18 protein-coding genes are annotated in these 22,729 nt (G+C 34.3%); 11 read left to right on the plus strand and 7 right to left on the minus strand.

Annotation, left to right across the window (positions count from 1 at the left end; translation table 11 throughout):
* The first annotated feature begins 98 nt into the window (after positions 1-98).
* From ffh to GCQ56_RS11610, 4 genes are all read left to right on the plus strand, one after another.
* Positions 99-1,427 carry a signal recognition particle protein gene (ffh, locus tag GCQ56_RS11595; RefSeq protein WP_152734640.1) on the plus strand — a complete coding sequence of 443 codons (1,329 nt, stop codon included), beginning with the start codon at positions 99-101 and terminating at the stop codon, positions 1,425-1,427.
* A gap of 71 nt (positions 1,428-1,498) precedes the next feature.
* Entirely contained in the window at positions 1,499-2,380 is an 882-nt protein-coding gene (locus GCQ56_RS11600) for a bifunctional 5,10-methylenetetrahydrofolate dehydrogenase/5,10-methenyltetrahydrofolate cyclohydrolase (RefSeq protein ID WP_152734641.1), read from the plus strand.
* A 115-nt stretch (positions 2,381-2,495) separates the two neighbouring features.
* Positions 2,496-2,858, plus strand: a complete 363-nt coding sequence (locus GCQ56_RS11605; protein ID WP_152734642.1) for a hypothetical protein — start codon at positions 2,496-2,498, stop codon at positions 2,856-2,858.
* Between the two features lie 261 nt (positions 2,859-3,119).
* Positions 3,120-3,740 carry a CPBP family intramembrane glutamic endopeptidase gene (locus tag GCQ56_RS11610; RefSeq protein ID WP_152734643.1) on the plus strand — a complete coding sequence of 207 codons (621 nt, stop codon included), beginning with the start codon at positions 3,120-3,122 and terminating at the stop codon, positions 3,738-3,740.
* A gap of 2 nt (positions 3,741-3,742) precedes the next feature.
* Here GCQ56_RS11610 and GCQ56_RS11615 read toward each other — a convergent pair whose 3' ends face one another.
* The 4 genes from GCQ56_RS11615 to GCQ56_RS11630 all read right to left on the minus strand — a co-directional run bounded on the left by GCQ56_RS11615 (position 3,743) and on the right by GCQ56_RS11630 (position 6,283).
* Positions 3,743-4,270 carry a CIA30 family protein gene (locus GCQ56_RS11615; protein ID WP_227006064.1) on the minus strand — a complete coding sequence of 176 codons (528 nt, stop codon included), beginning with the start codon at positions 4,268-4,270 and terminating at the stop codon, positions 3,743-3,745.
* Positions 4,271-4,323: 53 nt separating this feature from the next.
* A complete protein-coding gene (locus tag GCQ56_RS11620) occupies positions 4,324-5,196 on the minus strand; it encodes a DMT family transporter (protein WP_152734644.1) in 873 nt (290 codons plus the stop codon).
* 55 nt (positions 5,197-5,251) lie between these two features.
* Positions 5,252-5,617, minus strand: coding sequence for a cupin domain-containing protein (locus tag GCQ56_RS11625; protein ID WP_152734645.1), 366 nt, complete (start codon positions 5,615-5,617; stop codon positions 5,252-5,254).
* Positions 5,618-5,683: 66 nt separating this feature from the next.
* On the minus strand, positions 5,684-6,283 hold the full coding sequence (locus GCQ56_RS11630; protein ID WP_152734646.1) for a GNAT family N-acetyltransferase: 600 nt from the start codon (positions 6,281-6,283) through the stop codon (positions 5,684-5,686).
* 160 nt (positions 6,284-6,443) lie between these two features.
* On the opposite strand from GCQ56_RS11630, the gene GCQ56_RS11635 reads away from it, so the two are divergent.
* Positions 6,444-8,591, plus strand: coding sequence for a thioredoxin domain-containing protein (locus GCQ56_RS11635; protein ID WP_152734647.1), 2,148 nt, complete (start codon positions 6,444-6,446; stop codon positions 8,589-8,591).
* A 2-nt stretch (positions 8,592-8,593) separates the two neighbouring features.
* Positions 8,594-9,400 carry a M48 family metallopeptidase gene (locus GCQ56_RS11640; RefSeq protein WP_152734648.1) on the plus strand — a complete coding sequence of 269 codons (807 nt, stop codon included), beginning with the start codon at positions 8,594-8,596 and terminating at the stop codon, positions 9,398-9,400.
* A 267-nt stretch (positions 9,401-9,667) separates the two neighbouring features.
* Here GCQ56_RS11640 and GCQ56_RS11645 read toward each other — a convergent pair whose 3' ends face one another.
* On the minus strand, positions 9,668-10,348 hold the full coding sequence (locus tag GCQ56_RS11645) for a rhomboid family intramembrane serine protease (protein ID WP_152734649.1): 681 nt from the start codon (positions 10,346-10,348) through the stop codon (positions 9,668-9,670).
* Positions 10,349-11,077 (minus strand): cell division ATP-binding protein FtsE, encoded by a 729-nt coding sequence (locus GCQ56_RS11650; protein WP_152734650.1) that lies wholly within the window; start codon positions 11,075-11,077, stop codon positions 10,349-10,351. It abuts the gene before it with no gap.
* A 281-nt stretch (positions 11,078-11,358) separates the two neighbouring features.
* On the opposite strand from GCQ56_RS11650, the gene GCQ56_RS11655 reads away from it, so the two are divergent.
* From GCQ56_RS11655 to GCQ56_RS11675, 5 genes are all read left to right on the plus strand, one after another.
* Positions 11,359-14,517 (plus strand): tetratricopeptide repeat protein, encoded by a 3,159-nt coding sequence (locus GCQ56_RS11655; protein ID WP_193323770.1) that lies wholly within the window; start codon positions 11,359-11,361, stop codon positions 14,515-14,517.
* A 4-nt stretch (positions 14,518-14,521) separates the two neighbouring features.
* The gene (locus GCQ56_RS11660; protein ID WP_152734652.1) at positions 14,522-16,252 is read left to right on the plus strand and encodes a TonB-dependent receptor; all 1,731 of its coding nucleotides are present in this window, start codon (positions 14,522-14,524) and stop codon (positions 16,250-16,252) included.
* 132 nt (positions 16,253-16,384) lie between these two features.
* Complete coding sequence (locus GCQ56_RS11665) at positions 16,385-16,885, plus strand: hypothetical protein (RefSeq protein WP_152734653.1); 501 nt, start codon at positions 16,385-16,387, stop codon at positions 16,883-16,885.
* A gap of 397 nt (positions 16,886-17,282) precedes the next feature.
* Complete coding sequence (gyrB, locus tag GCQ56_RS11670; protein ID WP_152734654.1) at positions 17,283-19,244, plus strand: DNA topoisomerase (ATP-hydrolyzing) subunit B; 1,962 nt, start codon at positions 17,283-17,285, stop codon at positions 19,242-19,244.
* A gap of 103 nt (positions 19,245-19,347) precedes the next feature.
* Positions 19,348-19,914: a TIGR00730 family Rossman fold protein gene (locus GCQ56_RS11675; protein ID WP_152734655.1), complete on the plus strand. Its 567-nt coding sequence runs from the start codon at positions 19,348-19,350 to the stop codon at positions 19,912-19,914.
* On the opposite strand, the gene GCQ56_RS11680 is transcribed toward GCQ56_RS11675, so the two are convergent.
* Complete coding sequence (locus GCQ56_RS11680) at positions 19,911-22,721, minus strand: cache domain-containing protein (protein ID WP_152734656.1); 2,811 nt, start codon at positions 22,719-22,721, stop codon at positions 19,911-19,913. The two genes, GCQ56_RS11675 and GCQ56_RS11680, sit on opposite strands and share 4 nt — an antisense overlap.
* Positions 22,722-22,729 lie beyond the last annotated feature (8 nt).

Raw genomic sequence — 22,729 nt, forward strand, 5'->3', positions numbered from 1 at the left:
TTAAAATTTCTTCTCCAAAGATTGATATTTCTTCACTTAGCCCTTTTGCTGTACACATATTTTTTTAATTTTGCAGTGAAATATAAATACGTAGAATAATGTTTGAAAATCTTAACGAAAGACTTGAACGATCGTTCCAAATATTAAAGGGACAGGGGAAAATTACTGAAATCAATGTTGCTGAGACTTTGAAAGACGTAAGACGTGCGCTTTTAGATGCCGATGTTAACTTTAAAATTGCCAAGTCGTTTACCAATACCGTAAAAGAAAAAGCATTAGGAGAAAACGTACTTACAGCTCTTAAGCCTAACCAGGTAATGGTGAAGATTGTTCACGATGAACTGGCTAAGCTAATGGGTGGAACTCATGTTGATATCAACACAGAGGGAAAACCTGCCGTTATATTAATTGCCGGATTACAAGGTTCGGGTAAAACCACCTTTTCAGGGAAATTAGCAAACATGCTAAAAACAAAACGTTCTCTGAATCCACTGTTGGTTGCCTGTGATGTTTACCGTCCTGCTGCAATCGATCAGTTGCATGTATTAGGAGAGCAAATTGGTGTTCCTGTATATTCTGATAAAGAAAATAAGAATCCTGTAAAAATTGCCAAGGCTGCTATTAAAGAAGCAAAGGCAAATGGAAATGATCTTGTAATTGTCGATACCGCTGGTCGTTTGGCTATTGATGAAGAGATGATGAAAGAGATCGAAGCCGTTAAAAAGGCAATTGATCCAGCTGAAACTCTTTTTGTTGTTGATTCAATGACAGGTCAGGATGCTGTTAATACAGCCAAAGAATTTAATGATCGTTTGAATTTCGATGGTGTTGTTTTAACCAAATTGGATGGTGATACTCGTGGTGGTGCTGCTTTATCAATTCGTTCGGTAGTAAACAAACCAATTAAGTTTGTGGGTACTGGGGAAAAAATGGAAGCATTGGATGTTTTCCACCCGGAACGTATGGCTGATCGTATTTTGGGTATGGGTGATATCGTTTCACTTGTAGAGCGTGCTCAAGAGCAATTCGACGAAGAAGAAGCTAAAAAACTTCAGAAGAAGATTGCGAAAAATCAGTTCAACTTTAACGATTTCTTGTCTCAGATTTCTCAGATCAAGAAAATGGGTAACTTGAAAGATTTGGCATCAATGATTCCTGGAGTAGGAAAAGCTTTGAAAAATATTGATATTGATGATGATGCATTTAAAGGTGTTGAAGCAATCATTTTTTCAATGACTCCCGCAGAAAGAGACGATCCGAAATTGATTAATGGATCGCGCAGAAAGCGTATCGCCGATGGTAGTGGTTCCACCATTCAGGATGTAAACCGACTGATAAAACAGTTTGATGAAACTAGAAAGCTCATGAAGATGATGTCGAAAGGCGGAAACATGTCCAGGATGATGGGAAATATGGGCAGACGATAATATTAAAAGATTGAAATGCTTGATACTCTGTGTCAGGCATTTTTTACACTATACAAACAAAGCAAAGGACAATGGAACTAATCGACGGAAAAAAGATTTCTAACGAGGTGAAGCAAGAGATTGCTGCCGAAGTTGAATTAATTACAAAAGCCGGTGGAAAAAAACCTCACTTGGCAGCTATGATTGTTGGACACGATGGAGCCAGCGAAACCTATGTTGCGGCAAAGGTAAAAGCTTGCCATGCAGTGGGATTTGAATCTTCGGAATTCCGTTTCGAGGATGATATTACCGAAGAGCAATTGTTGGCAGAAATTCGCAAGGTAAACGACAATGATGATATCGATGGATTAATCGTTCAGTTGCCTCTTCCAAAGCACATTTCTGAAACTAAGGTAATCGAAACTATCCGTCCAGAGAAAGATGTTGACGGTTTTCACCCTATGAATGTTGGTAAAATGGTTGCTAGTCTTCCTACGTACCTACCAGCTACTCCAGCGGGTATTGTAGAGTTGCTAAAGCGCTACAAAGTTGAGACTTCTGGTAAAAACTGTGTCGTGATTGGTCGTAGTAACATTGTCGGTACTCCTATGAGTGTTCTAATGTCTCGTAAGGCTGCTTATGGCGATTGTACAGTAACTTTATGCCATAGTAGAACAAAGAACATTGGCGAAATTACTCGCGAAGCTGATATCGTAATCGTTGCTTTGGGAATGAAGGAATTTCTTACCGGAGATATGGTAAAAGAAGGAGCTGTGATTATCGATGTAGGTATTCACCGTGTGAAGTCTGATAAAACCAAGTCAGGTTGGAAACTTTTAGGAGATGTTAAATTCGACGAAGTGGCTCCTAAAGCATCATTCATCACACCGGTACCAGGTGGTGTTGGTCCAATGACAATTGTATCTCTACTTCAGAATACATTGTTGGCATCTAAAAAAGAAATCTACAAGTAAATTGTTGATATATATTCAATAGACAGGCTTCTCATTTGAGGAGCCTGTTTTATTTGATCTCTTTTTTGAATATTATTTCAATCTGATTAGATTTGTAGAACACAAAAATACAGTTATGGCACAAGATTTTAAAGAATTGGTAGAATTCTATCATGGAAAGAAAATTGATGGAATGGATTTCTCTCAAATTAGAAAAGAGTTGAATGATAAAGGTATTGATGAGACTACCATTAAGAATGTTGTGCGCGAAATTGATAATAAAATTCTTGCTGGCGATGTAAAAAAAGCTGGTAAATTAAAGGCTAGAGAATTACGATTAATTGGCTGGACCCTAATGATTATTGGAGGAGTTGCTACTTTGGGAACTTATTTTCAATGGTTCGATGTTAAGGGATATCATATTGTGGCTTACGGACCCGTTATTGCCGGATATTTAATGATTGTTGCAGCAAGAAAAGCTCAACGTAAAGCTTCATAGCCTCCAATCTATATCTTATGTGAATTGATCTGATTTTAAATAAATTCCATCATTAAAATAGATGCGTTTATCATGCTTTTTGGAGCGCTTTTCATACTTGCTTTCCATTTGTCATCAAAAAGGCTTCATTCCTAAATTTTTAAGCCCTTTTTGAAACAAATTCACCTTGTTTTTTGTAAATTATATAGAACGGTTCTTAATAGGGAGAATCCTCCTTATTGCCGATTTATTCTATTTGATTCTTTAATTTATTGGGGTGATATGAGAAGACTGTATTTGTGGATAGAGATGATATTTATGTTTCTGGGTTTGCCGGTTTTGTATTTTTACGAATTGATCCCGGTTCACAAAGCTATTCCACTTGTACTTGTATTCCTATACTGTCTTTTTATTATTATAAAAGATAAAAATTTTGATAGAGAAATTTTTCGTATCAGGAGAGATTACCCTTGGCAGGATATACTATTAAAAGGATCTGTATTATTAGTTATTACTTCTATTTGGGTGTATGTTTTTCGAGCCGATGTCTTTTTCCATTTGCCAAGAAATAATTTTTGGATTTGGATTGCAGTCATTGTTTCGTATCCCATTTGGTCAGCCTACACGCAAGAATTTATTTTCAGAGCATTTTTCTTTCACAGGTACAAGATCCTTTTTAGTAGTCCTTTGGTAATGTTGCTTATTAATGCCTTTTGCTTTGCAATGGCTCATATTATTTTCCGAAATTGGCTGGCATTAATTTTCACCTTTGTAGGTAGCTTGATATTTTCCTACACTTATCTTAGAAACAAATCTTTAAATGCAGCTTTCCTCGAGCATTCTCTTTATGGAAATATCTTATTTACAAATGGTTTAGGTATTTATTTTTATTTGCCGATGTAGATCTATTTAAGGGCAATCCATTTAATCATCAATTCAAAATCCTCAGCTTTTTTATTACCAATTAATAAGGCGATTCCTTCCAGATTATTCCCTTCAAAATTTTCTAGGTTTAGTTTTCTTCCTCTAAAGCTTGGATAAAAATCTTCAAGATCCAATTCAATAATTTGCCAATCGTTTGTTGTTTGAAAGTACTGTATAAAAGAATGCATTTGATTGATATCCGATTGCAATCTTAATTGATATCTTTTGTTATCACCTTTTACCTTAAACACGATTTTTGAGTAATCTTTAATATCACGATTTTCAAAATTGTATTTTACCATTGAAAATCCACCATTGTTTTCGAGAGAAACAGATCCTTTGAAAACAGCAGCAGAGTCATCGTTCATATAAAAGATGGCATCTGATCTTCCTCCCATAACTACATCATTAACGATATACCAATTGGAGAGATCTTTATTGGAAAAATCGGTTAATAGCATGGTGCTATTGCTTAGTAGCAATTGTATGAATAAGAATTGTGTAATCATACCGAAATAACAGTTCAAACAAATAAATGTTCATTTAAACATTTAAGAAATCTTTATTTTAAAGCTGATGAGCTGTTCTGTTTTAGGATGCCAAGACAAGCTATAACCACCAGACTTGAACCTATAATTTCCTGTAAACTGAATACTTCGTTAAAAACGAAAACACCAACAATTACATTTACAATTGGAATTAACATGTGAAAAGGTGAACCGGTAGCTACAGAAACATGTCGATATCCTTCGGTGTTAAGCAACTGCGCACAAGCCGACGCTAGGCCAATAAATATCAATACATAACTACTTGTAACAGGGCCGGTTAGTTCAGGTAAATTTGCAGGGATTAAAAATAGCCAAAAGCCAACAATCGATTGAGCAAAAAATATGGCATATGAATTATCTGTGCCATGTAGTTTTTTAACTATAATAATGGAGATGGCATTGGTTATAGCACTTAGCATTGCTAAAAAATCAAACCAACCAAAATTCCACGATTTACCTGATTCAGTAAATTGAAAGGAGACCATAGCAATGCCAATAAAAGCTAAAAGTATCATTAGCCATTTGGTAGTTTGAATTTTTTCTTTGAGGATAATTACGCTTAATAAGGAGGCAAATAAGGGATAGGAATAGGAATAAACTGATGCTTTACCCATTCCAATTTTAACAATAGCCAAATAAAACAGTGCCACCGAAGCAGTTCCAGTAATACCGCGTAATAATAGTAATGGACTGCGGACAAATTTCAAATCTATTTTGCGCAACATCGCCAGTATTCCAACAATGCCAACACCAATTGCAAAACGTACAAAAACAGTAATGTAGGTACTAACATGAGACATACTGCGTACCAAACTTGCCATTATACCAAAGGCAAGTACCGATAAAATCATTAGGAATATGCCATAGGAAGAACCTTCCCTTTTCATAGAGTTTTGTTATTAGGTAAATAGAGTCAGCTAAGGTAGAAGCTATTTTTAGATATTAATATAGTTGATCCTTAATATCCTTAGTAATATTCGATTTTACATCTCCTGTATGTGCAGTGCTCTTATTCTCAATTAACATGATTTTGCACTCATCTGCAGATGAAACTCTATGCTGCACGCCCTTTTTAACGATATACATATCGCCCTTGTTCATTGTAAAAGAGTCCATGCCTTCCACTTCCATAAGTAAATTTCCTTCAAGAATAAAAAACATCTCATCTTCGTTTTTATGATCGTGCCAGGGAACTTCATCGCCTTTTATTTTGGCAATTTTAACATAGGCATCGTTTACTTCACCCATAATTTTTGGTGAAAAATAGTTGTCGATATTCTTGAAGCTTTCTATAAGGTTTGTTTTCATTTCTTAGTAAATGTTTAGTTTTAGACTGAAATATCTAAAGTATAGAAAATATCCTACCGTAGGATTCTAAATAGAGTTTGTAAAATTAGGATCACGTTTCATAAACCACAAGGTATGATCTTTTCTATGCCAGCTATGGTATATTTTAAAGCCAAATCGTTGATATACAATTTTGTTCTGCTCAACTGAAGTTTCCAGATAAATAGGTAATTGATTATCCTCTGATGCTTTAAATATGGCAGTTTTTAATTCCTTTGCTGCTTCACTTCCTCTGTAGGATTCTTTTACTCCAAAGAACCAGAAATACAGGTAATTTCCTTCTTTAGGTCTGATTTTATTAATGTATTTTTCTCTTTTCAATAATGTGAAAACCTTAGAAATGCCAATTGCCTTGCAAACCAATCGAATTTGATTCCAATAATCCAGAAACGAGTTTTTCTTGATATTGAATTGGTAACAAATGGCTACTCCTGTATTATTGGATGAAAGTAATACTCCATTTCTTGATATTGCCGTTCGAAAAGCATATCTCGCCAACTCTTTAATTCGCGTATCTAGTTTGGCATCATTTTTTACTGAAGATATTACACTGGGATTGTTCCTGAATGACTCAGTAATAATATCTACAACTACATTTTCATCAGATAAATTGGCTCGTTTCACCATTTTTAGAATGGAAGTTTATAGGTTATTTCATTATTAAATTTACTCTTAATATTCGTTTTATAAGTCACCTTTTGTACACGAAAAATAATAACAGGCTATTCTTATTTAAAATGATTAAAAATAATTTCTATCTTTAATTTATTGATTCAATTTGGGAGAAATGAAGAAAATATATCATACTATTTTATATGTTTTGCTTGGTGTGGTACTAACGACTTCGGCTTGTTCCCAGAATAAGAGAGATAAAATGAAAACAACACATACTAATCGTTTAATAAACGAAAATAGCCCATATCTTTTACAGCATTCTCACAATCCAGTTAATTGGTATCCATGGGGTGAAGAGGCTTTAGGTAAGGCAATAAAGGAAAATAAAGTAATATTAGTTAGCATTGGTTATGCAGCTTGTCACTGGTGCCATGTAATGGAACGCGAAAGCTTCGAAAATGAAGAGATAGCGAAGATTATGAATGAGTTTTTTGTTTGCATAAAGGTTGATAGGGAAGAGCGTCCCGATATCGATCAGATATATATGGATGCTGTGCAGATAATGACAGGAAGTGGAGGTTGGCCATTGAATTGTTTTGCCATGCCAGATGGAAAGCCCTTTTTCGGAGGAACTTACTTTCGACCAAACGATTGGGTGAAAGTACTACAGGGAATCCAAAATGCCTGGTTGAACGAACCCGAGAAAGTAAAGAATGTAGCAAATCAAATTTCTGAAGGCATTCGAATGAATGAGTTAATTGAAGTAAAAGCAGAAACTAAGGAATTTGACTTATCAGATTTAAAATCGGGATATCGAAATTGGCAAAAAGATTTTGATACCAGAGAAGGAGGAAACAATAGAGCTCCAAAATTTCCATTGCCCAATTCTTTACAGTTTTTGCTTAGATATTATTATCATACAAAGGAGCAATCAGCTCTCGATCATGTGGTGTTAACGCTTGATAAAATGGCTGCGGGAGGAATTTACGATCAGGTTGGTGGCGGATTTGCCCGTTATTCGGTGGATGAAATTTGGAAGGTTCCTCATTTTGAGAAAATGTTATATGACAATTCTCAATTGGTGAGTTTGTATTCTGAAGCTTATCAGTTGACCAGGATTCCTGAATATAAAAGAGTAATAGAGGAAAGTTTGGCATTTGTAGATAGAGAATTGAGTTTGCCCGAAGGTGGTTTTTACTCATCGCTTGATGCGGATAGTGAAGGCGTAGAAGGAAAATTTTACGTATGGGAAAAACATGAGATTGAAGAACTTTTGGGAAATGATGCTGAAATGTATTGTGAATTCTATGGTATAACAGAGAGAGCAAATTGGGAGGAAGGCAACATTCTAATGATTCATGTGGATAAAAAGAAACTTGCATCGAAATATGAACTGTCGGTTGAACAATTTGATCAGAGAATTAAGAAATTGAATGCAGTTTTGCTGGAAAAACGAGAGGAAAGAGTAAGACCTGGATTAGATGATAAATCACTTACAAGTTGGAATGCTTTAATGATAAAAGGATATGTTGATGCATACAAAGCTTTGGGTGAGGAGAACTATTTGAATCGTGCGATTGAGGCAGCAGAATTTATCCAGAAAAACCTTTGGAAAGGAAAAGGGCATTTACATAGAAATTATAAAGGTGGTGATACTAAGATCAATGGTTTTTTAGATGATTACAGTTTTACAATTGAAGCTTTTATTGCTTTGTATCAAGCTACTTTTGATGAGAAATGGTTGAGAAAAGCGAATGACCTTTATGAGTATGTATTTGAACACTTTTCAGATGAAAAATCAGGAATGTTCTATTATACATCTGATGAAGATCCGGATTTGATCGCAAGAAAAATGGAACTTCTCGATAATGTAATTCCATCGTCTAATTCGTCAATGGCTAAATGTCTCTACTTGCTTGGAACATATTTGGATAAAGAGGAATATATACTTCGATCGAAACAGATGCTAAGCAATGTATTGGATAGAATGAAAAAACTTCCTTCTTATCATTCCAATTGGGGGCAGTTGTTTTTCTGGTTTGAAAATTCCCCATTCGAACTTGTAGTTATTGGCAAAAATGCACGCAATGAAAAACAGAAAGTTGAATCTTTATTCTTGCCAAATGTAATTGTTGCAGGAAGCGAAACGAGTAGCGAATTGCCTTTGTTGCAAAATCGTTACGTTTCCAATCAAACAACTTTTTATCTTTGTAAAAACAAAACCTGCAAGTTACCCCTTACCTCTTTTGATGAATTATTAGAACAATTAAGAGAAGAAATAACTAACTTGAACTTAGTGAAAAAACTAAAAACCAAATAAGAATGACAAGCAAACAAATTCGTAATGTATTGTTATCAGGATTAGTTCTGATATTGGCAGCATGTGCTACTGTTCCTATTACAGGGAGGAAACAAATGAACCTTTTCCCCGAAAGTGAAATGATCGCTACCAGTTTAACTCAGTATGATACTTTTTTAAAGGAGAATAAACTGTCCACAGATAAAGCAAAAACCGCAATGGTGAAGTCTTGTGGTGATCGAATAGCCAAAGCCGTTGAAGAGTTTATGACTTCGAATGGAATGGGTGATAGAATTGAAAACTTTCAATGGGAATTTAATTTAGTAGAAGATGATACGCCTAATGCCTGGTGTATGCCAGGAGGAAAAGTGGTTTTTTACACAGGAATTTTACCTTACACGCAAACCGAAACAGGATTGGCTGTTGTGATGGGACATGAAATTGCTCATGCAATTGCTCGTCATGGTAACGAAAGAATGAGTCAGCAAATGGGAATTCAGGCTTTAGGTCAGGGATTGGCGATTGCTCTTAGCGAGAAGCCAGCAGAGACTCAACAAATTTGGATGACTGCATTTGGGGTTGGTGCCAATGTTGGTGTAATGCTTCCTTTTTCTCGTTCGCATGAAACAGAGGCAGATAAAATGGGTTTAATATTCATGGCAATGGCAGGATACGATCCAGCCGAAGCAGTTGAGTTCTGGAAAAGAATGGGCGAGAGTGGAGGACAAAAACCACCTGAGTTCTTATCTACTCATCCAGCTGATGATACACGTGTTCAGAATCTTCGAGCTTACCTTCCAGAAGCTATGAAATATTATAAAAAGAGGTAATTAGCTAAAAAATATCCTGGAGGATAAAAAAAATGATCTTTACGCATCAAAAATATATCCTTCAGGACCAAAAATACATCCTGGAGGATCAAATTTAGATCTTTTAAGATGTCAGCATCGTCCTGGAGGATCTAAAATACATCTTCGAAGAACTAAAATATATCCTCGAAGATCTCCAATACATCCTTGAGAACCTAGAAATCATCCTCGAGGATGTTTTTTAGATACTCTTTTGGGGTTGGAAGATACCCCTTTAAGAAGTAAATATCATTTTCTAAATTCTTCTTTATTTTCCAGATGATCTGAATTCCAGATTTCTTCAGGAATACTGTCATCATCTTCAGGCAGAATAACTATTGGTTTTTGTGGTCCTTTGTTGCGGTAAGCCAAAGCATAAGTTAAACCTGATATTGCTCCAAATAAGTGCCCTTCCCACGAAACATCTTTCAGTATTGGGAAAACTCCCCAGAACAAACCACCATAAAGGAATACAACAATGAATGATATGGCAATCAGTCGATAATAATTGCGAATAATTCCACTTAAAAACAAGAAGGAAGCAAAAGAATAAACCAAACCACTGGCACCTATATGATAGGCTTCACGTGCACCAATCCAAACCAATAGGTTTGTAGTGAAATAGCATAGTAGAAAAATACGGTATGACAGTGGACGATAAAAGTAGAAGATTCCCCAGCTTAAGACCAGAAATGGTACTGAGTTAGCTATTAAGTGAGCAAAATCTCTATGAATTAGCGGACTTGTTAGTATTCCAATTAAGCCTTTTGTATGAAGAGGGAAAACTCCCAGTTGAGTGAAATTTAGTCCTAATCCCCACTCAAAAATTTTAATTGCCCAAATCAATACTAAAAATGAGACTGGAAAGATTAAACTGTGTTTCAGTTTTAATTTCTCCAGATCTTTATTGTATGGTTGATTTAATCTCAATTATTCTTGTGGATTGATTTCACTTTCTTGTGATTCTACTTCTTCAGTTTCATTTGTTGATAAATCGACTAATTTACCATCGATGCATTCAACTGTTCTTGCAGGGAATCTTTTCAATAAATCGTGTTGGTGCGTTGCCATAACAACAGTTCGTCCATTTTTACTGATATCCATTAACAACTGAGCCAGTTCATCAGAAGTTTCAGGGTCGAGATTTCCAGTAGGTTCATCGGCTAAAATAATATCAGGAGAATTCAAGAGTGCACGAGCAATTACAATACGTTGCTGTTCACCACCCGAAAGTTCATGAGGCATTTTGTAGCCTTTGTTTCCCATGTGAACTTTTTCCAATACTTCTTCAATTCTGTTTTCAATCTCTTTTTTATTCTTCCATCCGGTAGCTTTCAATACAAATTGCAAATTGTCTTTAACACTACGATCTGTCAAAAGTTGAAAATCCTGAAAAACAATACCAATTTTTCGTCTTAAAAAAGGAACTTGCTTACGTTTGATAATAGGAAGATAGAATCCTGCAACCGATCCACCACCATCTTTTAAGGGTAAATCTGCATATAAAGTTTTCAAAAGACTAGATTTACCGCTACCAACTTTTCCAATTAAATATACAAACTCATTCTTTTCAATTTGTAAGTTAACATCGGTAAGAATGATGTTATCCGCTTGACGGATAGTAGCATTTTTTAATTCTATGATAGCAGATTCTGACATGTGTAATAAATTAAAGTGTTGCAACTAGTGCCTCGAAATACAAATCTAAAAAATAATTTCACCCTAGGCTTTCTTATCCAATAATTATTATTCAAATAAAGTGCAATTTTTATTGATATCCTTCGTTTGAATTTACGGTGAAGATGATATATTATTTTTACCTTTAAGGCTGGTTTAAAAATTCAAACCTGCTATGAAAATAGAGGGTTTCAAGAAAATTAACACACATAATTTTACCTACACACAACAGTATGAGAAGCAGATGTTTATTGTGGATTTTTATGTCCGTACTTTTATTCTGTACCGGGTATTCCTCACAGGCACAAAAATCATTGAACCATTATTCTGATTCGCAAATTTGGGAATCGGCAATGGAAAAATTCCAAAATCATAACTTTGGAGGTGCTCGACACGAATTACAAGAATTTATTAATCGAGGAGAATCGGTTTATTCAGATAGAAAATCGCAGGCTGAATTCTATATGGCTTGGTGTTCTATTGAACTATTCAGACCAGAAGCTGAAGAGGAAATGAAATCCTTCATCCGAAACTATCCGGAAAGCAATAAAATTCAATCTGCTTATTTTCAATTGGGACGACAGCAGTACAGAAATAAAAAATACAAAGCAGCACTTCTGTGGTTTAAGGAAGTTGATGCTTATCTGTTAAAATCGGAAGATCTAACGGAATACAGATTTAAAGTAGCCTACTCGTACTTTATGCAAAAGGATTACGAAGAGGCTAGAAAAAATTTATATGAAATTATAGATGTTTCAGGAGATTATAATGCTCCAGCTAATTACTACTATTCGCACATCGCGTATTTAAATAAGAATTATCAAACGGCATTTAATGGATTTAGCAAATTGGAAAAGAATGAAACATTCGCACCAATTGTACCTTACTACATTTGCCAGATTTATTATTTGCAAGAACAATATCAGGAACTTTTAAATTATGCCCCAAAGTATTTGGATGATGCAAGTGTAAAGAGAAGTGATGAGATTGCCAAAATGATTGGTTTGTCGCATTATCAGTTGAAAGAATATGCCAAGGCAATTCCATTTTTGGAGAAGGGAAAGAAAAGTTTGATTCGTGAGGATAGATTCGCTTATGGATATTGTTTGTATAAGCAAAAGCAATATGCCGAAGCAGTGAATCAATTCGAGAAGGTTGGAGGAGAAGATGATGAAATGTTGCAGGTAGCTACATTTTGTCTGGCAGATTGCTATTTGAAAACTCAAGATAAAAATGGTGCTAAAGCGGCCTTTGCAGCTACAGCCAGAATGGATTTTGATAAGAATATGCAACAAGATGCTTTGTTTAATTACGCTAAGTTGACCTATGAATTGTCGTATTCTCCGTTTAACGAGACCATAAAAGCATTTGATGAATATTTGCAGAAATATCCTGATTCGGACAGAAACGATGAGGCTTATGATTATTTGGTAAAAGTATACATGACTACCAAGAATTATGGTGATGCATTGGCTTCAATGAATAAGATCAAAAATAAAACTCCTGAAATTGAAAGAGCTTATCAGAGAGTTTCTTATTTAAGAGGATTAGAACTGATGAAGCAGTTAAGATATGAAGAAGCCATTCAATCTTTTGGTTTATCGTGGAAATATAGAATGTACAATTCAAGTATATCAGCAAACAGATTGTACTGGACTGCAGAAGCCAACTATCGTTTAGGAAATTTAAGTAAAGCCATAACACAGTTCAAAACTTTTTTAACTTCCCCAGGAGCAGGAACATCGGAATATTTTGGACGAGCTTATTACAATATTGCTTACGCCGAATTTGATCAGAACAATTATACAGAGGCTTCGGATTGGTTCAGAAAGTTCGTGAATCAGGCAGATAAAAAGGATCAATTTGTATTGGATGCGAACAATCGTATTGGCGATTGTTTCTTTCTGAATAGAAATTATACTCAGGCTGCAGAGTTTTATGGAAAATCTGCGGTAGCAGGTGGATGGGATGCTGATTATGCACTTTATCAGCAAGCCTTTTGTCTGGGATTGTTAGGGCAATCTGCTCAAAAGGCAGATTTGTTGGTTGATTTGAAGAATACTTATCCTCAATCGGATTATTCTGATGATGCACTTTATGAATTGGCAAAGGCAAGAGTGAAGTTAGATGATCAGAGCTCTGCGATTAAATTGTATCAAGATTTGGCTGAAAATTATCCTGAAAGTTCTTATGCAGCAAAATCGATGTTACAATTGGGACAGCTAAATTACAATCAAAAGAATTACGATGAGGCAATTCGAAATTATAAAGCGGTTGTAATGAAATATCCACAAAGCCAGGAAAAGAAAAGTGCTTTTATAGGATTGAAAAATGTATACGTGGATCTGAATAGAGTGAATGACTATTTTGCATTTGCTGAATCTTTCTCTGACGGTGGAACTATTCGGACAAGCGAGAAAGATTCATTGAGTTATATTTCTGCAGAAAGATTATATATGTCGGGTGAAACAGAGCGTGGAACAAAGGCATTTGATGAATATCTGGCAAGTTTTCCTAACGGAATGTTCCGTTTAAATGCACAATACTACAGAGCTGATGCAGCTTTAAATCAAAGGAAATATGATATTGCATTACTCGGATTTGAAGAGGTTTTAAATAAACCAGGTAATTTATTTACCGAGAAAGCCTTGTTGGCAGCATCTCAATTGAACTTTAGAGAGAAGAAATTTAATAAGGCAAAAGATCAATATGCTCGATTGGCTAAATCAGCTGAGATTCCTGAAAATATAGATGTGGCTAAAGTAGGTTTAATGAGATCGGTTTATGAATTGAAAGAATATTCTAATCTTGTTGAAGCAGCTAAAGATGTATTGGAAATGCAAAAGATAGAGGAGGAAATGATTCGTGAAGCGAAGTACAAAAGAGCAAAATCCTTCTTGGCATTGAATCAGAATCAAAATGCTTTAACTGATTTTCAGAGTTTGGCAACAGAAACTAAAAGTGTAGAAGGTGCGGAAGCTAAATATCGACTTGCCGAAATCTATTTTTCTCAATCAAAATTTGATGATGCTGAAAAGGAAATTAATGGATTTATTGAAATGAATTCACCTCACCATTATTGGTTGGCAGAGAGTTTTCTACTTCTTTCGGATGTGTTCCTGAAAAAGAATGATGAGTTTCAGGCGAAATATACTTTGCAAAGTATAATTGACAATTATGGAGTAAAGGATGATGGAATTTTGGAAAGAGCTCAGCAAAAACTAAATGTTCTTTTAGCAGCAGAAAAGAAGAGTGAAGAACAAATTCTTACTAAAGAAGTTCAAGTGCAGTTTGAAGGAACCGATAGTTTGGAAAATCAGAAATTATTCGAAAATAAAACAACAAAAAGCGACACTCTTGGATTAGACGAAGAGAGAATGATGTTGCAGGATATGTTGAAAGAAGAAAAAGAAATTGAGTAAAACCATGAATATAGAAGCAATGTTGAAAAAAACAGTACTAGCAATTGTAATTATCGGGTTTGCATTCTCAATAGCTCAAGCCCAGGAACAACGCGATTTGGATAAAGAGGTGAAAGTTAGAACAACTTATCAACCTAAAATAAATAAAGCAAAAAGAATTGGTGAACTGCCTGTAGTAAAAGATACGGCAAGCTTTACGCCTACATTCAATTACTTTGTGCAAACAAAACCATTAACAGTGGGATTTTCTCCAGTTGAGATTCCAGCTGCAAAAATTGTTGGAGAACCTTTGAAGAAATTAAACTCTCACGATTTAACACTTGCAGGAGGAAATTATTCTACTCTCTTTGGCGATTATCGATTCAATAACCAACGATCAAAAACGACAGATTTTGGCGTGCATTTGAGACATTATTCAACAAATGGGAAGTTGACACTCGAGAACGATGATAAAGTGAAACCGGATTGGACAGAGCAATTGGCTGAAGTATATGGAACGGTTTATCTGGATGAGGCAAAAGTGAATGGTCGTTTGTTTTACGAGCGAAATGCATATAATTATTTTGGTGCTCCTCAGAACGATTATAGTATGAGTAATCCTGGATTTAGATTCCCATATAATGAACAAAAATTGAATAATTTTGGCTTGTCAGCTGATTTTCAGACCATGTTTGACGATGAGGAGAAACTGAATTTTGGTTTGGGTCTGAAATACGAATACTTTTCAGATGATATTGATTTAAAAGAAACGGATATTGCCGTTCTTGCAAATGCGAAAATCCGCAGAGGAGATGGTTTCTGGTCTTTATGCTCAAAGTTTGATTATTTTTCAATAGATGGATTGTACAATTGGAAAGAAAACAATCTTGATAATGATAGAAAAACTATGGTTTGGAGTTTGCAGCCAAGTTATTTATTGCAAACAGGTAAACTAAACTTGCAGCTGGGCGTTAAGCCGGTAATTGTAATGGGTGATGATTCTGAAACGAAAATTTATCCTGATGTAAAAGTTGATTTTGAAGCAATTGATAATATCTTAAGCTTGTTTTTTGGACTTGACGGAGATTTGAATATGAATCGTTCAAAGGATATTACTTCAGAGAATCCATTCGTTTTTTCAGGTCTGGATGTCATGCCATCAAATCAGAAATACAGGCTGTTTGGAGGTATTAGAGGCAGTTTATCTTCTACTTCATCGTTTAATCTTTCGGCTGAATATTCTGCCATAGACAATCAGTATTTTTTCGTAAATGCACAAAATATTTCCTTTTCTACATTTGAAGCGACTCCAGTTACTGCATATTCAAATAAATTTGGTGTAGTGTATGATGATATCAGCTTATTGAAATTATCTGCTGAGTTAAATTTGGCATGGAATGAGAAATTAAGTCTAAGTTCTAAAGTAGTTTACAATTCTTATGCAATGGATATATTAGACGAAGCCTGGCACAAACCAAACTTTGAAGTAAATGCAAATGCCAGTTATAAATTTACTAATGAATTAACATTTCAGGCTGGAGTTAATATGATTGGTGAAAGAAAAACCTGGGCTGATAATGAGAAAAAGACACTAGATGCAGTTTACGACTTAAATATTGGAGCAAATTATCGATTTAGTGAGCATTTTACTGTCTTTGGTAGAGTAAATAATCTATTTGCTGACAAATATTACCAATGGGAAGGATATCCTTCGCAAAGGCTTAATTTTTTGTTAGGTGCTAAAGTGAGTTTTTAGGTACTTATTTGAATCAATATATAGAAGGGATGCCATTGTATTTAGGTATCCCTTTGCTTTTTATTTAAGATAATGTATTGTTGTTTTAATTGTTTTTATTAGCTTTAATTTAATAAGCTACTCGTTATTAAAATGATTCAACGAAATAAGATTTATCATATGGTTAAGGTAATATTGGTTATAGCATCCTTATTACTTCCAAATCTACTATCTGCCCAAACCTCGGACAGATGGAAACTTTCTGTTAATAATGATAGAAAGCCTTTGGACATTTTAATGGAATTTGGAGAAAATAGTGAGGGGATTACTTATTTGTTTGATATAACTCGTGATACCTTAAATATGGCTTTTGTAGCAGAAGAAGCCATAAGCTGGAAAAAGCATGGGGTTAGTGTTTTTGCAATGCCAAAGGGAAAAGAAATATTAAAACTGAAGCTTGATGATGCTGACTTGGAGAACGTACAGGTAGTTTTTTATAGAATGTGGAAAGCTATGCCAAAAGGTTTTAAGAATGTAACTACATTATTCGAACTACACGAATATGGAACAAGTGAATCTGGCGATAAAATCAATAATTTTATTATCAGATTTAAAATGAAACGACCTAGAAGAAGTCAATCTATTTCCTTCTAAATTTTTAATAGTTTTATTATTCTAATCTATATCATTTTTCAATAAAGGGTTAAACATAAAGCTTTTAAAGTTTTTGTAAATTTACACTTGGAAAATCGCTTCGTCAAAAACTGTTTAAAAGCTCTATTTTTCCTGAATTTACTACCTTAGGATTCATCATTTTTATTATCTTTGTTAGACTTTTATCTTTTAGAAAAGAAGGGTGTATAAGGTGTTGATTATTAAACGATTTAATCGTGTTGCTAATTGCATTATAAGGCACTTTTATCAAACTTGATAAACGACTAAAAGATATTCTGAATTTTGCACAAAAAAATATTAGAGTTTTTGTTGAACAAACAATGGATAAAATTGATTGTTTACTAAATTCTATTTCGAAAAACTAAAGATCTGTTAGATGAGTGATTTAGAGAATAAACCAAATGGGAATGCTGAATATTCCGCTGATAGTATTCAGGTGTTGGAAGGTTTGGAAGCGGTTCGTAAACGCCCTTCCATGTACATTGGAGATGTTAATGTAAAAGGATTACACCACTTGGTATACGAGGTGGTTGATAACTCCATTGACGAAGCTTTAGCAGGATATTGTAAAAATATTGAGGTTTTTATTAACGAGGATAACTCGATTACCGTAAAGGATGATGGTCGTGGTATACCAACCGAATTACACCAAAAGGAAAACAAATCTGCTCTTGAGGTTGTAATGACTGTATTGCATGCTGGAGGTAAGTTTGATAAAGACTCTTATAAAGTGTCTGGTGGTTTGCACGGTGTTGGTGTTTCATGTGTAAATGCCTTGTCAACTTTATTATCTGCAGAAATTCACCGTGATGGTAAGGTTCATTTGCAAGAATATTCAAAAGGTAAACCTTTAGAGGATATTAAAGTGATTGGCACTACCGATGTTACGGGTACAATTATCTCTTTTAAACCAGATGATTCTATCTTCTTAACATTAGAGTATAAATACGATATTTTGGCTGCTCGTCTAAGAGAATTAGCTTTCCTTAATAAAAATATACGTTTATCTATTACCGATAAAAGAGAGCAATCGGAGGAAGGTGTTTACAAATCAGATTCTTTTTATTCTGAAGAAGGATTGAAAGAATTTGTTGAATATCTTGATCATACTCGTGAGAGGTTAATTGAAGAAACAATTCATGTTTCTACTGAAAAAGGTGAGGTTCCTGTTGAGATTGCACTTCAGTACAATACTTCGTTTTCGGAAAATATTCATTCATACGTGAATAATATTAATACCATTGAAGGTGGTACTCATTTAACTGGATTCCGTCGTGGATTAACTCGTACTTTGAAAGGATTTGCTGAGAAATCTGGAATGTTATCAAAATTAAAATTTGATATTAGTGGTGATGACTTTCGTGAAGGATTAACAGCTGTTGTATCTGTTAAAGTTGCAGAACCTCAATTCGAAGGACAGACAAAAACTAAATTAGGTAATTCTGAGGTTTCAATTGCTGTTGATCAGGCTGTAAGTTCATCTTTATCGAACTATTTGGAAGAGCATCCAAAAGATGCAAAGACCATTGTTCAAAAGGTAATTATGGCAGCTACAGCTCGTCATGCAGCTCGTAAAGCAAGAGAATTGGTTCAAAGAAAGACTGTATTGGGTGGTTCGGGACTTCCTGGTAAATTGTCTGACTGTTCGGATAAAGATCCTGCAAACTGTGAAGTGTTTCTTGTCGAGGGAGATTCGGCGGGTGGAACTGCTAAACAGGGTAGAGATCGTAAGTTTCAAGCTATTTTGCCATTGAAAGGTAAGATCTTGAATGTGGAGAAAGCAATGCAGCACAAGGTATTCGAGAGTGAGGAAATCAAGAATATTTTTACTGCCTTAGGTGTTACTATTGGAACAGAAGAGGATAGTAAAGCGGCTAATGTTGCAAAGCTTCGTTATCACAAGATTGTAATCATGTGTGATGCTGACGTCGACGGTAGCCACATTGCAACTTTGATTATGACTTTCTTTTTCCGATATATGAAATCATTGATTGAAAATGGTTATTTGTATATTGCTACACCACCATTGTATTTGGTGAAAAAAGGTAAGAACTCTGAATATTGTTGGAATGAAGATCAACGCTTACGTTTAATTGACGAGTGGGGTGGTGGTAAAGAATCATCAATGCACATTCAGCGTTACAAAGGTCTTGGTGAGATGAGTGCTGAGCAATTGTGGGAAACTACAATGAATCCTGAGGTTAGAACACTACGTCAGGTAACAATTGAGAATGCTGCCGAAGCAGATCATGTATTTTCAATGTTAATGGGAGATGAAGTTCCTCCACGTAGAGAGTTTATTGAGAAAAATGCAACTTATGCTAATATTGACGCATAATTTGTGATTAAATAGTTACAAGCCCTTGAGTTTTCTCAAGGGCTTTTTTGTGCGCTAAAATAATTATTGGTTAATTCGTTAGTCAAATTAAAACGAAAGTAAAATGTATATCTGTGTATTTTGTTCATCAAGCAATTCGCTTGATTCTATTTATTTTGAAGAGGCAAAAAAAATGGGATCTCAAATGGGAGATAATGGTCATAGTTTGGTTTATGGAGGTACAAATGTTGGTTTAATGAATGAAGTTGCTGTTTCGGTGAAATCTTCAGGAGGGAAAGTGTTGGGTGTAATTCCTAAATTAATTAGTGATTATGGAATTTCAGCTAACTATTTGGATGAATTAATTGTTACTCCTGATATGGCAGAGAGGAAGAAGATCTTACGTGATAGATCGGATGCTTTTGTTGCCTTGCCAGGTGGATTTGGTACCTTAGAAGAGATTTTAGAGGTAATTACATTAAAGCAATTGGGATATCATAATGCTCCTATCGTTTTTATTAATACCAATGGATTTTACGACAATTTAAAATCACAGTTTGAAATTTCTTATATTGAAAAGTTTGCTAAACCAGAATATAGTAAAATGTTTATTTTTGCTAATGATTACAAACAAGCATTAGAATATATCGAAAATTACGCACAGGAAAAAAGAGGTACTAAATGGGACTAATTAACAGAGATTTGTTTGCTAATAGAATCCAGTAATAATTTTGATTTGATAGGTTTGGTGATGTAATCATCACAACCAGCAGCAATTACTTTTTTCTTATCTTCTTGTTGGATAAATGCTGTTTGTCCAATTATTGGAATAGAAGCATCTCTTGTTTTAATCTTTTTTGTTGCTTCATAGCCGTTCATTACTGGCATTTGCATGTCCATAAGAATGACATCAACATTTTTCGATTCACATATAGATACAGCTTCGGCACCATTTTTTGCCCATATAATTTCAGCATTTGTTCCTTCAAGACTTGATTTGAAATAGGTGAAATTGTTTTTAATATCATCTACTATTAATATTTTTTTTCCAAACCAGTTGTAATTAATTTGTCTGTTTAAATCAGACTGGTTACTGTTGGTTTTGTATGGGAGTGTGATATAGAAACAGGTTCCTTTATTTTCTTTGGATTCAACCCTAATTTCACCGCCCAGTAATTCTGCTAATCGATGTGATATTGTTAAGCCAAGTCCAGTTCCACCATATTGTCTGGTGTCGGATCCGTCTATTTGTCTAAAGGATTGAAAAATATTTTCTAAGGATTGTTTGGGTATACCTATACCAGTATCTTTTACGTAAATTTCAATAGAATTAGCACAATCATTTAGATGATATCCAAACTCTACGCTTCCTTCGTTGGTAAACTTAATAGCATTTTCTATTAAATTTGACAAGAGTTGTTCAAGGCGTCTGGCATCGGTATATATTACTGAATCTTTATCGCTTAAAGCTTTTTGAATTTTTAAAGTCAAATTGGCTTTATTTCGTTCATTTTTATAGGTGTAAAATTTTTCATAAAGAACAGATAAGATACCATTTAAGCTAGCATCTTCAGCTTGAAGTTTGATTTGCTTTGATTCAATTTTAGATAAATCAATAATGCTGTTAATTAAATGGAGAAGATTGTTTCCACTTTGCTTTATCAGTTCAGCATATTCTTGTCGGTCACTTTCTTCTATTTGTTGAGATGTCATGATATCTGTGAAACCAATAATGTGGTTCATTGGAGTTCTGATTTCATGAGACATATTAGCTAAAAATGCAGATTTTAACAGATCCGATTCTTCGGCTTTTTGTTTGGCTTCTTTTAAATGTTTTTCATAATCTTTACGTTGTGTGATATCACGGTAAATTCCGAAAATGGCAATTGGTTCTTCATCAATTACAATTGGATTTCCCATGATTGAAACGTCAACCATTTTACCATCTTTACATTTTCTTTTGGTGTCAATCTCAACAAGCTGTCCTGTTGCAGTTAGTGCGTTTAATTTGTTGGCTTCGCCTTGTCTGGAATCATCCGTAATTAAATCGTCGAGAACAACTCCTTTAATATCCTCTAGAGTATACCCAAAAAGTTCGGTAAATTTTTTATTGATTTTGATTCCTTTACTTTCTCTATTTGTAATGGCAATGGCTTCTGGTGAATTTTCAAATAATTGTTCAAAATAAGCCGTTTCTATATTTAATTGGTGTTCTATGTTTTGCCTGTCAAGAATCATTTGATTTGCTAGGTTTCCTAACTGCTTAAATTCTTTAAAGTGAAGGGCAGAAGTGTCTATTAAAAGAGATTGAGTGGCAGCATTTTTATAAAATTTATTGAATATTTTTATACCTGAATTGCTTATCCTGATTACAAATCGAGTGAAAATAATAATGAATACGATACTCAAAAGAAAAATTAAACTACCTCTGATAATAAATCCGTTAACGTTGGATTGTAATTCTTTTTTTCTTTCATCAATGGCAATGTTTAGCTTTTCTAAATGAATGCCAGTTCCAATAACCCATTGCCAATCTTTATATGCTTTTGTGTGAATTATAGTTGGTAGTGCCGTATCATCTTTTTCGGTAAAAGGATCAAGATATTCTATAAAGCCTCCATTTTCATCTGTTCCTCTTGAAATGAATTCTTGGATTACTTTATTCTTTTTACCATCCTCTAGATTCCAAAGGTTTTTTCCAATTAGCTCTTGTTTTGAATGAGCCAAACAAGTTCCATCAAAACTTAGAACGGAAATTGTAAAATTTTCGTCGAACTTAAGTTTTGTAATTCGGTTAAGAATATCCTTTTGTATAGCTTGTTTATAACTTTCAACATATTGAGTACATCCTATATACCAGTTAAAAGGTTTAAATAATTTTACGAAAGAAATTTTAGGATGAATTTTCTGACTACTTTCATTTTGCCAAGAATAATCAGTATAGCCTTCACCTTGAGTTTTTGCCGTTTCTATTTCATTTTGGATAATAGGATTACCGAATACATCTTTTATCGAAAGTTTATTTTTGTTAATCCAATTGGGATTTTCCGGATCCATAATTACAGTTCCTTCTAAACTATTGATGTAGAAGAATCCTTTACCCTCATTAAAGCGAACCGATTCAAGTGAGTTTGAAATAAGTTTTTTAAGCTCTTTTGTAGAAAGTTTATTTTTGTAATTGTTGTAGAGACTTGTTGCAATTGCATGCGCTTCTTGTACACGACTATTAATGTCTTTTTTTAATAGTTTTCTGGTTTGAAGTCTTTCATTTTCAATAAAATTAATGAGTATTTGAGTTTCTTGTTGAAGTGTTTTTTTTTGATTTTTTAAGAAGTCATCATGAATACGAATAGTTTCTCTTTCAAATTGTTGCCTTTCCTGTTGTATGGTAAAAATTCCTATTATAAGAATTAGTGATAGTGAAATGGAAAGAAGGGAAATCAAAAATACTTTAGAAATACTCTTGTCTTCGAAAATTTTAGAGAGAATAAACTTCATAAAAAGTG

The sequence above is a fragment of the Marinifilum sp. N1E240 genome, assembly GCF_009295825.1.
Lineage (GTDB): Bacteria > Bacteroidota > Bacteroidia > Bacteroidales > Marinifilaceae > Marinifilum_A > Marinifilum_A sediminis.

Bases quoted from the DNA above. Each gene is read 5' to 3' on its own strand.
- GCQ56_RS11635 (WP_152734647.1), top strand. From the start codon at position 6,444: ATGAAGAAAATATATCATACTATTTTATATGTTTTGCTTGGTGTGGTA.
- GCQ56_RS11675 (WP_152734655.1), top strand. From the start codon at position 19,348: ATGTATATCTGTGTATTTTGTTCATCAAGCAATTCGCTTGATTCTATT.
- GCQ56_RS11605 (WP_152734642.1), top strand. From the start codon at position 2,496: ATGGCACAAGATTTTAAAGAATTGGTAGAATTCTATCATGGAAAGAAA.
- GCQ56_RS11620 (WP_152734644.1), bottom strand. From the start codon at position 5,196: ATGAAAAGGGAAGGTTCTTCCTATGGCATATTCCTAATGATTTTATCG.
- GCQ56_RS11660 (WP_152734652.1), top strand. From the start codon at position 14,522: ATGAATATAGAAGCAATGTTGAAAAAAACAGTACTAGCAATTGTAATT.
- GCQ56_RS11610 (WP_152734643.1), top strand. From the start codon at position 3,120: ATGAGAAGACTGTATTTGTGGATAGAGATGATATTTATGTTTCTGGGT.
- GCQ56_RS11640 (WP_152734648.1), top strand. From the start codon at position 8,594: ATGACAAGCAAACAAATTCGTAATGTATTGTTATCAGGATTAGTTCTG.
- ffh (WP_152734640.1), top strand. From the start codon at position 99: ATGTTTGAAAATCTTAACGAAAGACTTGAACGATCGTTCCAAATATTA.
- GCQ56_RS11665 (WP_152734653.1), top strand. From the start codon at position 16,385: ATGATTCAACGAAATAAGATTTATCATATGGTTAAGGTAATATTGGTT.
- GCQ56_RS11625 (WP_152734645.1), bottom strand. From the start codon at position 5,617: ATGAAAACAAACCTTATAGAAAGCTTCAAGAATATCGACAACTATTTT.
- GCQ56_RS11680 (WP_152734656.1), bottom strand. From the start codon at position 22,721: ATGAAGTTTATTCTCTCTAAAATTTTCGAAGACAAGAGTATTTCTAAA.
- GCQ56_RS11630 (WP_152734646.1), bottom strand. From the start codon at position 6,283: ATGGTGAAACGAGCCAATTTATCTGATGAAAATGTAGTTGTAGATATT.
- GCQ56_RS11650 (WP_152734650.1), bottom strand. From the start codon at position 11,077: ATGTCAGAATCTGCTATCATAGAATTAAAAAATGCTACTATCCGTCAA.
- gyrB (WP_152734654.1), top strand. From the start codon at position 17,283: ATGAGTGATTTAGAGAATAAACCAAATGGGAATGCTGAATATTCCGCT.
- GCQ56_RS11615 (WP_227006064.1), bottom strand. From the start codon at position 4,270: ATGATTACACAATTCTTATTCATACAATTGCTACTAAGCAATAGCACC.
- GCQ56_RS11655 (WP_193323770.1), top strand. From the start codon at position 11,359: ATGTCCGTACTTTTATTCTGTACCGGGTATTCCTCACAGGCACAAAAA.
- GCQ56_RS11600 (WP_152734641.1), top strand. From the start codon at position 1,499: ATGGAACTAATCGACGGAAAAAAGATTTCTAACGAGGTGAAGCAAGAG.